Annotated in this window: 11 protein-coding genes; 8 read left to right on the top strand and 3 right to left on the bottom strand. The window is 48.5% G+C overall.

Features of this window, described 5'->3' with window-relative positions; all coding sequences use genetic code 11:
* Window positions 1-109: 109 nt before the first annotated feature.
* The 3 genes from LN737_RS33255 to LN737_RS33245 all read right to left on the bottom strand — a co-directional run bounded on the left by LN737_RS33255 (window position 110) and on the right by LN737_RS33245 (window position 3767).
* Window positions 110-724: a sensor histidine kinase KdpD gene (locus tag LN737_RS33255; protein ID WP_231780249.1), complete on the bottom strand. Its 615-nt coding sequence runs from the start codon at window positions 722-724 to the stop codon at window positions 110-112.
* A gap of 154 nt (window positions 725-878) precedes the next feature.
* The gene (locus tag LN737_RS33250; protein WP_231780248.1) at window positions 879-1559 is read right to left on the bottom strand and encodes a hypothetical protein; all 681 of its coding nucleotides are present in this window, start codon (window positions 1557-1559) and stop codon (window positions 879-881) included.
* A 984-nt stretch (window positions 1560-2543) separates the two neighbouring features.
* Complete coding sequence (locus LN737_RS33245) at window positions 2544-3767, bottom strand: GAF domain-containing sensor histidine kinase (RefSeq protein WP_231780247.1); 1224 nt, start codon at window positions 3765-3767, stop codon at window positions 2544-2546.
* Window positions 3768-4388: 621 nt separating this feature from the next.
* Between LN737_RS33245 and LN737_RS33240 the strand changes: the two genes are divergently transcribed.
* The 8 genes from LN737_RS33240 to LN737_RS33205 all read left to right on the top strand — a co-directional run bounded on the left by LN737_RS33240 (window position 4389) and on the right by LN737_RS33205 (window position 13851).
* Window positions 4389-4883, top strand: a complete 495-nt coding sequence (locus LN737_RS33240) for a dihydrofolate reductase family protein (RefSeq protein ID WP_231780246.1) — start codon at window positions 4389-4391, stop codon at window positions 4881-4883.
* Between the two features lie 658 nt (window positions 4884-5541).
* A complete protein-coding gene (locus tag LN737_RS33235) occupies window positions 5542-5880 on the top strand; it encodes a PadR family transcriptional regulator (RefSeq protein ID WP_231780245.1) in 339 nt (112 codons plus the stop codon).
* Between the two features lie 11 nt (window positions 5881-5891).
* A complete protein-coding gene (locus tag LN737_RS33230) occupies window positions 5892-8555 on the top strand; it encodes a permease prefix domain 2-containing transporter (RefSeq protein ID WP_231780244.1) in 2664 nt (887 codons plus the stop codon).
* A 221-nt stretch (window positions 8556-8776) separates the two neighbouring features.
* Window positions 8777-9727 carry a GIN domain-containing protein gene (locus LN737_RS33225; RefSeq protein WP_231780243.1) on the top strand — a complete coding sequence of 317 codons (951 nt, stop codon included), beginning with the start codon at window positions 8777-8779 and terminating at the stop codon, window positions 9725-9727.
* Window positions 9728-10267: 540 nt separating this feature from the next.
* A complete protein-coding gene (locus tag LN737_RS33220; protein ID WP_231780242.1) occupies window positions 10268-10750 on the top strand; it encodes a hypothetical protein in 483 nt (160 codons plus the stop codon).
* A gap of 132 nt (window positions 10751-10882) precedes the next feature.
* The gene (locus LN737_RS33215) at window positions 10883-11842 is read left to right on the top strand and encodes a hypothetical protein (protein WP_405520781.1); all 960 of its coding nucleotides are present in this window, start codon (window positions 10883-10885) and stop codon (window positions 11840-11842) included.
* A gap of 23 nt (window positions 11843-11865) precedes the next feature.
* On the top strand, window positions 11866-12117 hold the full coding sequence (locus LN737_RS33210; RefSeq protein WP_405520780.1) for an AraC family transcriptional regulator: 252 nt from the start codon (window positions 11866-11868) through the stop codon (window positions 12115-12117).
* A 72-nt stretch (window positions 12118-12189) separates the two neighbouring features.
* On the top strand, window positions 12190-13851 hold the full coding sequence (locus tag LN737_RS33205; RefSeq protein ID WP_405520778.1) for a serine hydrolase: 1662 nt from the start codon (window positions 12190-12192) through the stop codon (window positions 13849-13851).
* The last annotated feature ends 230 nt before the right edge of the window (window positions 13852-14081 follow it).

Below are 14081 nucleotides of genomic sequence, written 5' to 3'. Positions count from 1 at the left end.
GGCGGGGCGACAAGATGATCCTTACTGGAACATGTCGTACGAATGCGGGCGGCCCCCTTACTCTGCTATCTTACTAGTTGGAGAGGAAATTTGTCCATCGCCTAATGGCTTAACCCTTATGTCCATTTGGTAAAACGATAGTGAAAGTAGTCCCGATCCCTTCCTGACTTTGGACGGTTAGGTTGCCCCCATGAAGCTCTACATACTGCCGGGCGATGACAAGCCCCAGGCCCGTGCCCACAATAGAAGTAGTATTGCCCGCTCGAAAAAATGGTTGAAACAAGGCCGAAAGATCGCTAGCGGGGATGCCAATACCGGTATCAATCACCTGAATGAGTACCGTTTCGGATGTAAAGTGGAGAACGAGACGAGGGTCATGCTGAGAAAATTTAAACGCATTGGATAGTAAGTTAACCAGTACATGATCCATCAGTTTTGTATCCAGGAAAGCGCTATACAGTACCCCTTCCACTGAAAGATGGACGACTCTGTCGTCACCCTGATTACTAAAATGTCTGTCAATAACCTGTTGGCAGAATGCCACGACATCGGTCCAGCTCGGATGAAACGCAATTTTCCCCGCTTCAATAGTTCCTATGGTGAGTAGATCAATCATCAACCCATTCACGTGTTTAATCTGGTTACTAATACGTTCCAGATGTTTTTCAATGGCAGACTTGGCGGTATCCTGGGGTTTATTCAGATACAGTTTGATCAGATCCACACTCGTTTGGATGGTGGTCAGGGGGGGCGGAACTCATGAGAGACGGTGGAGACAAACCGGGATTTGAGTTGGCTAAGGTCCTGTTCCCGCTGTAGAGATTGTTGAAGGAGTAGTTCATTTTCTTTCTGAGCAGTAACCTCCGCAGCCATAATCATTACTCCAGTGATAGCTTCGGATACATCCCGCAGGGGGAGTACACAAAATTAAAGTAAGCGTCTTGTAACGTTCCATCCCGGTTTGTTTGAGCCCGTTCACCAATCCCGAAGTAAGGCTCCCCAGTATCATAAACGGCTTCTAGCAGTTCAATGAACTTTTGTCCCTTGAGTTCCGGTTGAGCCTCAATCAATGGCATTTCAAGGACGGAGTGATCTTGTCGCCAGATGTCGTACATCGGCCCATTGGCGACTTTAATAATCATTTCCCGACCACTCAATAAAGCTATTCCCAAGGGAGCCTGTTCAACTAGGGTCCGGAAACGTGCTTCACTGTGCTGAAGCTTTTGTTGAGCGAGTACAGCCTTCGTCGTTTCCTGACCCACCAGTAAAACACCGCCGATTTGACCAAAATCCGTCAGAACGGCACTATAGCTAAAGGTCCAATACGTATTCTCCATCTGGCCATTCCGGTAGATAGGAAAGAGTTGATTCTCCGTCCAGGTAGATTCACCATCAGCCATCACCTGGTCGAGCATGGGCTTGATGGAAGGCCAGATTTCAGGCCAGCAGTCCTGGCCCCGCTGGCCTAACGCCCGTGGATGTTTACCGTCATTTCCTAAACTGGGGCGAAATGCGTCATTGTAGAACTGAATAAACTCATTGCCCCAATACAGAAGCATGGGAAACTTAGAGGAAAGGATTATCGATACAGTAGCAAGTAAACTCTGGGGCCAGGCCTCGGGGCTACCTAACAGAGAAGCATCCCAATCAAAAGTCCGGGTTAGTAACCCCATTTCACCTCTACCGCTCAAGAAATTGACCGATCGTAACTGTTTATTTCCCATTTAAGTTGGGTAAGTATTTAGGTAAGTTAGTAAATAGATCAATAAGTTAATTTTCAGTGACCTTACCACCCAAATTGCGAGTTTTAATGACCACTGTCGGTTAGGCTTTTAGTGTATGCCCTTCCAATTGATGAACGTAGTCACGTAAGACAGGATCGTGACAAGTTTGGTCTCAGGTCATCAGAAGGCGATGGAACAGATGATCATGAAGGGACGTTTTTCACCCTATTATATATCGGTATATCATAAACTCATTCAGCCCTGAACTACCAGACACCAGGGGTAAAGAAAACGGATGACACTCACTATCTAAAGTTAAGCAATTGGGTTAACCAGGGGTTTTCTGAGAACAGGACAGCCCGGCAGTCCGGAAAGAATTATGCCGGGCGGTGCTCCGATAAGCTTTTTTGGTCCGTATTCAGTACCCATCTGAAGCGAAAATAAGGTACATTGAAAAATAGTGTAGGTATAGGTTTAGGATATACGCCAACGATCAAATTTCATTATTTCAGAAAACGCTCCCTCAATGGAGAACCAAGGAGTCAGCTGGACCCACTACGCTGATGCGGCTTTTAAGAAGAAACCTAGATTTACGCTACGGTTCCATTTGCTTTCCTTGATTCGATGCGACAGGCGGGTCAATATAATCCCCTATAAGCTGCGTATAGCAGGGTATCACTTGGCCAAAACTCAACAGTGCCTTTATTCGTAAAGCCACCCTGGCGCAGGCCGCTTATCGTGATTCTAGTAAACGGTCCGCCTAACTAGTAACATCCGCGTTAATCAAGGGACCACCCTAAGCCAATCCCCTATTCCGCATCAACGCCATTTGGGCTGCCGTAAGCTCACCTCAAAGCAGCTACCCTGACCAGGGGTCGAGCGGACAATGATCTGGCCGTTTAGGGTCTCCACCAAATGTTTTACCAACGGAAGCCCAAACCCATAACCTGACTCCCCGGCTGTCCCATGACTGGAGGTGCCCTCCCCCTTTAAGATGGCCGTTACCTTCTCAGGGGGCATCCCCTTACCCGAATCTTCCACCACTAAACTTAGAAGGTTGTAGGCACCCTCATCAACTAACTTGGTGCTGACCCGAACATATCCCTGTTGGGGCGTGAATTTGATGGCGTTGGAAATTAAGTTACCCGCAATCTGCAAAACTTTGCTACGGGAAAAAGGAACCAATTCCGTGGTGGCATCCGGCGATACCGAGAAGGCAATGCCCTTCGCTCGGGCCTGGGGAGCATAGAGCTTTTCCAGCATTTCTTTTAAACGGGCCTGGTGGAAAAGCTCCTGGTTTACCAAGTCCGGCTGGCGATGGTGCCATTTGTCATCATTGAGCAGAATTTCGTTCGCCAGTTCCAGCAGCGATTTGCTGCTGTGTTGCATCACCTCGATGAGCTCCAGTATCTCATTGAGCTGAATAGCCGACCCGCTGCTGGTCACCAACTGGGCCATGCTGATAATGCCGCCTAGAGGCCCTCGAATGTCATGAGCTACCCGTTTTTTTGATTCGGTCAGTTCGGTTGCCTGGCGTTTGAGATACTCCACTTCGCGAAGGGTGTTTAATCGACTCACCACTTCCGACGCAATGATGTGTAGTAATTCTATTTTCTCGGGGTCCAGTTCTCTGCTATGGGGATCCAGTACGCAAAGAGCGCCCAGGTGCGTACCCTGGCTCGATTTGAGTGGTATACCAAAATAGTAGCGTAAATGAGGAGCGTCGGCGACATACCATCGTTGGGCAAAGCGTTGATCCAATTGTAGGTCTTTAACCTCCAGGCTGTCGGGTTGCAGGATGGTGTATTGGCAGACGGATTCCTCCCGGGGCATCGAGACCAGATCCAACCCGTGACTGGCAATGCTCCACTGGGTATAGGAATCGATTAGGTTCACCAGTGAGATGTCAGTACCGGTGACTTTGGCCGCTAGCTTGGTGAGGTCTTTAAATTTATCTTGGAGGGCTGAGAAGTCCAAATCGTAGTCGGCCAGCTCTAGGACCCGTTGCCACTCATTATCCGGTAATGGGTATATAGTATTCATAATCAACTAGCTCAGTACTAAACAGGATTGGTCCTGGTAACAAGCTAAGGGTTAAGTGGAGGATGATCGGTTGTAATACGCTGCTGGTTGAGCAGCGTATTACAACTAAAATAGACAATTATTATCTAAATAATTATTATTTCATCAAATATAGTAACTTATAGAACTAGTTATTATGTCTAATCGGGTTGTTAAGTGGAATCGTACCGCTCCAGCGGTCTAGCGCTACGACGGACTGTAAACCCATATTTTCTCTCTTTTTCCCAACGTTGAACAACAAATTGTAGGCTCCTTAAGGCCAGGATTACCCTTATTTATGATTCGTCAGTTAACAACGTAAATAGATTACGTTTGGATTGAGTTAGTATTGAGCAGGTAAGCACGACTAGCCAACCCCAGTATTCAACTGGGTTGAAAAAGGCCTGTCAAGCCATTAAGAAGGTATGGTTAGTGTCGCTTGAAGTCAGTTGCTGTTACTGCTGACCTTTTAGCGTAGACAGTGCCTGAGATCATCAAAACAGACCAGGGATTGAGCGTATTGTCCATCCGTTGACCGCAAATGAGTCGGCTACCGTAGTCACCACGACTCGACTCAGTCAGTCAACACAAAAAACAAGTAATATGAGAAAATTAGTGTTGTTCGCCCATATGTCTTTGGATGGGTTTGCCGCAGACAGTCAGGGTAGGCTGGGTTTTTTGTCTTATGATCAGGAGCTTCAACAATTAGCCGACGAGCTGATCAAAACCGTCGGTGCTGCGGTATACGGTAAGCATACCTATCAGTTAATGGCAGGCTACTGGCCCACGGTCTTAAACGATCCAAAGGCCAACCCATCCGAACTTAACCATGCCCGATGGGTGCAGGAAATTCCCAAAATCGTTTTTTCCACCACTTTATCCCGTGCAGACTGGCATAACACAACGCTGATCAATGACAATGTGGTTGAAGCGGTGAATCAGCTTAAACGGCAATCCGGCAAGGATCTGGTGATATTCGGAAGCCCTAGGCTGGCCAAATGCTTTATAAATCTCGGACTGATCGATGAATATAGACTGACGCTACATCCGGTCATCCTGGGGAGGGTATTAGCCTCTTTGACACCAACATACAACTGAATAAGTTGACGTTGCTGGCCACAAAAACGCTCTGTTCGGGGGTAGTAACGTTGCATTACAGGGCAAGCTGATTCGCTAAAAAAGGGTGGTTTATGAGCTACATTTCGAACCGGATGCGTCCGGATGCGTTTAATTAACATTAAAAAATAAATGTCTCACAATTCGCTCGTTTACGGACTTACAATCTATTCAAAAGCGATAGTTCTACCTCAGTGCGTTTTTACTTTCCCAATGCAATCCGCTTAGCCGAAATGACGAGCGAAACCCCAGGCTCAGCGCACTGCCGATCTGGGTATACTGGAGCGCATATGCGCTGTCGAATCTAGAATATCAGCCAAGTATCTGCTATGGTTACTGACTGGCAAATACGGTGGCAATAGCATTTTGTAACCAGCGTCAAAAAATATAGACTAGTTGAAGCGAATCGCATTTCGAGAGTATAATATTCTTCTGTCCCTCAACTGAACAAGTTGGAACAGCCTGCCGGGGGAAATAGCCTTGCTGTCCACTAGAGTACAATCGATGTCCGTTTATGGACAGATCAATTCGTACTTCTTCAGGAATATATCCCCTGAGTGCGTCCATTAGCCAGAGCCTGGACATTGGCACAAGATTTGTTTTGCATTATTACAACTAATCATTCGCAACCCGTAAAGCCATGAAACGAACATTTCTCGGCGAGTTTGAAGAGGTGGTCTTACTGGTGCTGGCCGCCTGTAGTGAAGAGGCTTATGGAGTTATCATTTGGGAGCAGCTTCAACAGCAGACGGGGCGTACCATCACCATGAGCGCCGTTCATGCTACCCTGTACCGACTGGAAGAAAAAGGGTTTCTTTCCTCCCAGTTGGGTGGCGCTACCGCCGAGCGAGGGGGTAGGCGGAAGCGATTCTTTGCCTTAACGGCTTTAGGCAGCAAAGCTTTACTGGAGATTCAGGCCATGCGTCAGCAGTTGTGGCAGGCTATTCCAGCAGGCAAACTTCAACTCATGGGTAGCTAAACGATCAGGTAATGGCCATCAAACGCGAACTGAAGCAGCCGCCCCGCTGGGCCGATCGGCTCTTGGAGTGGTTTGTCGCTCCTCACCTACGGGAAGACCTACAGGGCGATTTGTATGAAGTTTTTCAGAAGCGGGTCACTGAGGTAGGAACAAGCCAAGCGGGACGGGAATACACCTGGGCGGTACTGCATTATTTAAGGCCCTTCTTTTATAAACGAAAACCCCCGATTTATCCCCGCCAGCTCATCAATCGGAATACCTATCATCAACCCTATTTATTTAGCCTTACCATGATCCGAAATTATTTGACGATTGCCTGGCGCAATGCTTTAACCCACAAAGTAGCAACGCTGATTAACCTGGTCGGATTTGTGCTCGGCTTACTGAGTTGTTTGCTCATTTGGGCTTACGTGTCGGATGAGTTGGCCTACGACCGCTTTCACCGAAAGGCGGACCGCATCGTGTTGTTTCAACAATATGAGAATTCGCCGACCAGCGGAGGTAAGTTTGCCACCGACTTTAAAAGTCGCTTCACCCAGGTAACCGATGCAGTTCGGCTCACTCGGCTAAAGCCATTAGTAGCCGCTGGACAAAGGGCCTTCCACGAACCTAATTTTTGGCTGGTTGACCCGGCTGTTTTTGACGTATTTACTCTACCCCTGATTAAGGGCAACCTAAAAACTGCGCTAACGGAGCAGTACAGTGTCGTACTTTCTCAAACGACGGCCCGTAAGTATTTTGGTAAGGCCAATCCGATGGGTCAGTTGCTGCGGCTTAATAATAAGGTGACGCTGCACGTAACGGGCGTGCTTGATGACCTACCAACTACGTCTCACCTCAAGCTAGACTTTCTGGTTCCCTACCTAAATGCCAACGAACTAGCCGGTTACGATGTAACGACGAACTATTGGGGCGGTGGGGATACCTGGACCTATCTGTTACTGGCACCGGGTACAGCCGTTAGTGATCTGCAAGCCCAGTTCCCGGCTTATATTAAGCAGTTGAACGACCCCAATGCAGGCGTGTGGAAGCTAAACCTGGTCCCACTAACTGACCTGTATCTACGAACGAACCTGGTAGCTACCAACCGATTGCAATACGTCTACGTATTCTCCCTGGTAGCCTTGCTGATTCTGGGCTTAGCTTGCTTTAATTACGTGAATCTGGCCACGGCGCGGGCCACTGGGCGGGCTAAAGAAGTAGGTGTTCGGAAAGTATTGGGTTCGTCCTTTGGCCAGCTGTGGGGACAGTTTATGGGGGAAACGGGGGGCATGCTGTTGGTTGCGGTGCTATTGGCAGGGCTGATTGCAGGGCTGATTTTACCCTACTTCAATCGATTAGCGGATAAACAGCTATCGTTTCAACTCCTGTTTACGGGCAGTCGGCTCGTTTGGCTGGGAGCGGGCTCACTGATTGTGGCTTTGCTGGCGGGGAGTTACCCAGCCTTTATTTTGTCCTCCGCCCGCCCCATCGCTGCCTTAAAAGGCAACAGCACCCGCACAGGCAAACGCTCCTGGATCCGTCAAACATTAATTGTGGGTCAGTTTACCGTCTCGGTCGTCATGATCGTCGCGACCTTGGTGGTCTACTACCAACTACAGTACTTGAGAACCAAAGATGTCGGTTACCAGCGCGAACAGGTGCTCACAATGGATTTACGGGATGCGCCCAATGAGAGTAAAGAGTACTTTAAGCAACAAGTCCTGATGCTGCCTGGGGTTGAAGCGGCTACGCGGGCTTTTGGGCTACCGGGCAGCAGCTCGGTCCGGGGCGAGAAGCTGGTGAGCGATTATGTGCCTAAAGGATCACAAACGGGCGGTATTAACCGGTTAACTGCTGACGGCGACTATTTAAAAACCTTCGGCATTAAACTGCTTGAAGGGCGAAACTTAGATCCCAATCGCCTTTCTGATCGAGGGGCTTTTTTGGTCAATCAAGCGGCCATGAAGTTTTTTGGCTGGCAGACCAGTAAGGGCAAGATGACGGGCTACTACACGTATGCCTACGACCCCACTCAGCCCGGTGTATACCGGGAGGTGCCCCAACGGGGCGAAGTAGTCGGCGTCATTGAGGATTATAACTACGCCAATTTGAAGCAAAGCGTAGCCCCTTTACTGATTACACTCAATGATGGGTGGGAGGGTCAATTAGCCATCCGCCTGCGGGGCGACCGGATCTCCTCCACCCTCCAGCAGCTGCAACAACGCTGGCAGGCGCAGTTTCCGGGCAAGCCGTTTGAGTACGAGTTTCTGGATGATAGCTTTAACCGTACTTACCAAACCGAAGCGCGTACGGGGCAGGTATTTGGCTGGTTTGCGGCTTTGGCTATCTTCATTTCGAGTCTGGGTTTATTTGGTTTAGCCACCTTTACGGCCGAACAACGAACTCGCGAAATTGGTATTCGCAAGGTACTGGGCGCTTCGGTATCGAGCGTGGTAAGTTTGCTCAGTAAGGACTTTCTCAAACTAATCCTGATCTCTATTTTCCTGGCCAGCCCCCTAGCCTGGTATGCCATGCACCGTTGGTTAGGCGATTTTGCCTACAAGATCACCATTGAGTGGTGGATTTTCGTTTTAGCGGGCCTATTGGCCGTGGGAATAGCTCTATTGACTGTCGGTTATCAAAGTATAAAAGCGGCTTTAATGAATCCAGTAAAGTCATTAAGAAGTGAATAACATCACAAACCAGCTATTCTTACAAAAACGCTCCTTCTTGAGACGGAGGACATATAAAGTTGTCCGCCAATGTACGGCCGCTCGTCCGTTTATGGACATCCGGGGTAGGGTTAATCACAGCTACTGGTTCAGAAGGGCTGCTTTCGGTTTTGGCACAGTAGTTGGGCCTGGCTGGTTTATTGCACCAGTGCCTTAATTAGGCTGGACTAATCACTCCGGATATGAAACACGTCCTTCTACTTATAAGCTGTCTGTTGTCGCTATGGGCGACAGCCCAACATAACAAATATAATTCGAACCGAGAATGGCGTGGGAGCGGCCGACCCGTTCGCCAAAAGCCATCGGTTAAGCCCTTCGATGCGTTGGAGATCCACCAGTTTCCGGCATCGGTACTTGTTGAAGTGGGCGGAGTTGAGCCGTCGGTGGCCATTACGCTCGATGATAATCTGCAACCGCTCCTGCGGGTCGAGAACCAGAAGGGTACGCTGAAGCTGTCTTTTGAAGACCCACAGGGACGACCTTTCTGGGTCAGTAAAGCCACCATTGACGTCAGGATCACTACGCCAACTCTGAAGCAGCTCAACCACGGCTCCAACAGTAACGTGACGGTAACGGGCCTGCTGGGTGAGTCATTTGCGCTGGTTAATCAAGCCAATGGCAACGTATCCCTTACTGGCAAGGTCAATTCGCTTGACGTTGTCAGTGCAGCCAATGGCACTGTAGACGCCGATGCCCTAATGGTTCAGTCGGCCAACGTCGTTACACAGGCTAACGCTACCGTTCGCGTCAATGCCAGGCAGGTAAACGTAGTCAAACAGGCCTTTGCCCAGGTCATCAATGTAGCCGACCCTACTCCGGCTTCCGCAACCAGGAAAGCAGCCGCAGCAACCGAGGGGTCGAAACGGATCCATGTGCGGTTTGAGAACAATAGTCCCTTGCCCCGCACGATCACGTTGATTTCGTACGCGCCAGGTCAAGAAGCCAACGAAACCAATGGGTTTACATTAGCGCCCTACGCCAAACGAGAAAAACAGTATCCCGTCGGCACGGCGGTATATGTAGCCACCAACGAGCAGGTTGAGCAGGTCATGCGGGGCGAGCGGCTTCGAGGGAACCCCTTCCTGACGGTTAGCGCCGGTGACGAAGGCCGGACGGTAAAACTTAGCCATTAAAGCCCTAATCGAGCCCTTACCCCTGGTCCGCTCGTAGCGTAACGTTTTCCTTACTTACCCAAAATCGGGTCTTCTCTGTTTAAACAGGGCCGGAGTTGATCCGGACCTTGCGGTATGAAGGATAATTCTGGAATCGGTCACCATTGAAGCCAACGTCAATCAGGTACTTCGACTGGGCCGCCGGGCGGCTTTTAGTAGCACAACAGACACAGCCGCTGGCAAGGTCACTAAGCCGTCTTCGATAACGGGCGTGACCATTACCCGGTCTCCAGGCGCAATGAATCAGTCTTTAACTAGTTCAATTTAATAAATCCGGTTTCCCCCTTAAAAAAGCTCGTTCCTGGATGAATGAGCTTTTTTGGGGTCAACGGATCATTCCTGAATTCTACCGCTCTCGAAAAAAACGAACCGTTCACGAAAGATTTCGCGATTGGCCTCGTTTAATGCCGCAATTTCTCTTCCGTATTCCATCAGAACTAATCAGTCTCTGTTGGTTTCATAGTACCTAAAACTAACGATAACCGTTTAATTTGACGTTTTATGAAATCGCATTATGTTTTAAAGGCTTTTTGCTGTATATTTTTATTGACGCTCCTATGGACAGGCTGCTCTAAAAAGAAGGACTCGACACCCACGCCGACAGTGGACGTAACAGGCAAATGGGAGATGGTCGCCTTTGTCGTTGATCCACCCCTGGCCGACGGCACCCGCGATTACCTGGCTTATCTTCGTCAGATTTTTTCCTACAACTGCTCCGACATAACCTTTTACTATAATTTTAACCGTGATCATACGTTCTCAGAAACTGACGAAAGCAACTGCCTGTCGGGAAACACCACGGACGAGTTAGTGACCGGGACGTGGGCCGTAACGGGGACTAAACTGAGCTTGACATCTGACGCGGGAACATCCCAGGATATCACGATGGACTACCATCCAGGCGGAACGGGTAAGTACACTCAACTAATTCTAACCTGGACAAATGCCGGCCAAAACTTTAAAGTGACGTTAAATAAGGTATAAATTGGTAGTTATCAGGCATCAGGCTACTGTCACACCGGGCTAAGCCGAAGAAAATCTCATGTAAGTGTTACTTAAATGGGGCGGTTAAAAAGTACCCTAAGACAGTGGATTTTTAGGTTGATTATCAATGAGGTGGAAACAATTTATTTTTCGCCGGATATTGTGGCCCTCAACCAGCCCGACTCCATGTTTTTTAGCTTTAATCCTAAAAGCTCACTGCTACTCGTATTTGGCCTGCATGCGCTTGTTTTTTCGCTACTGCTTTTGGCTCAAGCCATCCAACGTGAGCATCGACCCAGCTTTTGGTCCAGTGCCTTTACCCTCCTATCTGGACTCTACATTGCCCCATTTATGTTTGGCTACGCAGGTTGGTACAGTCAGCAGCCTTACCGCGATCTCTTATTTTACATCCCCTTTCAACAACTCTTTTTCTTGCCACCCGTCCTTTATTTCTACGTAAAGACGTTGTTGACTCCTGCTTACATCCTCACTCGGAAAGATCGCCTGCACTTCCTGCCCGGTTTGGGGTATTTATTTTACTCATTGGCTGTTTTTATAACGGATAAATGGCTATTGCACACCGATTACTTTTATGCCGACGGCCAGGATAAAGATTTCTCACCTTGGTACCAGGGTGCTGGTTTTATATCTCTGTTCATCTATTCGTTACTAAGCTTGTACGTATACTTCCGCTATATAGCCATCAGTTACCAAACCGTCAGTTTTGCGGATGCTATTTTATTTCCCTGGATTAAACGGTTTCTAATCGTTCTGTTATTGCTGCTGCTACTACGGGGCCTATTTTTCTTGGTCAATCCGGAATGGGATCAGTTTGGTCGCAAGTTTTGGTACTACCTCTGTTTTTCAATCTTGTTCTACTACATCTCCCTTAGCGGTTATAGTAACGCCCTTCAGTCAATTCTTTCTCTGAAAGCCGCCCTTGTCCTGAAGCAGGACGATGATCAAATACCTCATCAGCCACCGTCGAGGGCGGTAGTTATTGACGAGTTGGACGGGATTGATCTGGACCGCTGGAAGGGCGAACTAGAAGAAATAATGACCGGGGAAAAGCGTATCAAAACCCGACCCTGACCCTACTCGATGTGGCCCAGCTCATGACTATCAGCACCAGGCGCGTGTCGCAGATTATCAATCAGGGCTTTGGCATGAACTTCAACGACTTCGTCAACCTGTACCGCATCAAAGCTGTTATCGCCCAAATTCAATCGGGCAATCATACGATGTATACGCTGCTGGGTATCGCCTACGAGTGTGGGTTCAATTCCAAATCGACCTTCAACCGGGCGTTCAAAAAACGTACCGGGTTGGCACCGCGCGACTATTTAGCGCAAAATCGTCCTAAATAGGTGTCAAATCACGATCTGACGCGATTGGGAATGAGCAGGCACTCAACTTTAGACTTTATTCGCCGTTGGTTTATGCGCTTCTTGATTGTTCTGCTACTACTTTCTTTATTCACTTCATTAATTCCTTCGCTGTTTGGACAAGCAGCCTCATCCCTTCAACCCGCGCAAATCAGATGCCTTGATTCAATCGCCAGCCAGGATGTACCGGCTCATTCACCGGGTATTGCCACCGGGATAGTCCGAAACGGACGGATCGTGTATAGCTACTACGTGGGCTATGCCAATCTGACCGATAGCGTATTGATTAATCAAACGACCCGCTTCAACCTAGCCTCCAACGCCAAGCAGTTTACGGCGCTGGCGATTTTGTTGTTAGCCGATCAGAAGCGGTTGAGTCTGGAGGATGATATACGAACGTATATACCGGGGCTCTACAGCGGGATTAACCACAAAATTTCACTCAAGCACCTACTCAACCACAGCTCGGGCATCCGCGATGTGTATGACCTATGGAGCCTGCAAGGCGTTACTTGGTGGAAGACGACTCTGACCAATCAGGATGCGCTGACGCTGTTGCAAAAACAACAGGAGCTTAACTTTTCCCCCGGTACTAGCTACTCATACAGTAACTCCAACTACATCCTGCTGGCTACCCTGGTCGAACAGGTAACGGGCGAACCATTCGTGCAGTATACTCAAAAACTTTTCGCCAAGCTGGGTATGCACCATACGAGTTTTGTGGACAACCATAAGGCTATTCTGGAGCCTATTGCCAAGCCTTACTTTAACTTTGATCGGTGGGTAAACTATGATTGGCTTTGCGATATCCATGGTGACGGAAACTTGTTCACCACTTTAGCCGATCAGTTAGTGTGGGAGACGATTATTCAACTCGGACACCATGATTCTTTACCACCGGGTTTGATTCAACGAAGTCAGAAACTGGTCGAACATTCTCCGGTCACATCGTACGGCTACGGGTTGGAGTTTGGCCGCTATCAAGGTCTTTCGTATCGATTTCATGAAGGAGCAACCGGTGCCTGGAAGGCTACGCTGATCCGGTTTCCGACGGATAGCCTTTCGGTGATCACCTTGACTAACAGTGGAAAAACGCTTCCCGCCACTCAGACCCGACAGATGGCGGACCTACTGTTGCGGACTAAGTTGACTGAAACGACTACTTTAAGGCAACCAAAACAAGTGGGCGTCTACAAAGCCATTCCCGATGTGTTAGGCATCTACTTGAACGCGAATGATTTTAGTTTTCAGTTTATCCAGCGAGACACCAGTTTATACCTAATCCGTTTTGGACGCAATGACGTTCAACTGGTGCGCGAGTCGGCCAACTGCTTTCACCAGTTGAACGATCCAAGTTTTAAGCTCGAATTTACCACGGATCAGACGGGCCATCTTCAGGTGACAGCTTACCATCCCACCCATGCGCCCTATACGTTAGGACGCCGGGATCATGACTGGCAGGGGTTTGATTTAGGCCGAATCAACGGAACCTATCGAAATGAGGAAACCAATCAATCACTGTTGATCAACCATCTATCCAATCAACAATTTAGCGTTAAATTAGGCGGGCAGGAAGTGGCGGGGGTTTTAGTAAGTCCGACGAAACTTTTGTGTGATGGGTTTCAAGTCGCCCTACCTAGCAGGGGTAAACCAACGACAGTTTATTTAGATTTAAATCGGTTGAAGAACGTTCGATTCAAGCGTGTAAACCCGTAAGTTCCATTTTCGGCAATGACCTCATAACCTATCTTTAGAATACGTAGACGCAGAGGTCATTCAAAAATATTTGTTCTGGCGAATTCTCACAAAAATGTTCCTTTACAAAGGAGCTTTCATGTGACCGTTTCAAAAACTGGGCGTTTCATTATTCACGCTGCCCTATTAGTTTGTGCTGTATGTATGCTTGTTTGGCGGCTTACTCGACACGCCATCAGCTGATTAGCGCC

It is taken from the genome of Spirosoma sp. KNUC1025, from assembly GCF_045160025.1.
Classification (GTDB): domain Bacteria; phylum Bacteroidota; class Bacteroidia; order Cytophagales; family Spirosomataceae; genus Spirosoma.
The sequence above is the reverse complement of the archived record's forward strand: the minus strand, read 5'-3'. Positions and strand labels throughout refer to the sequence as shown.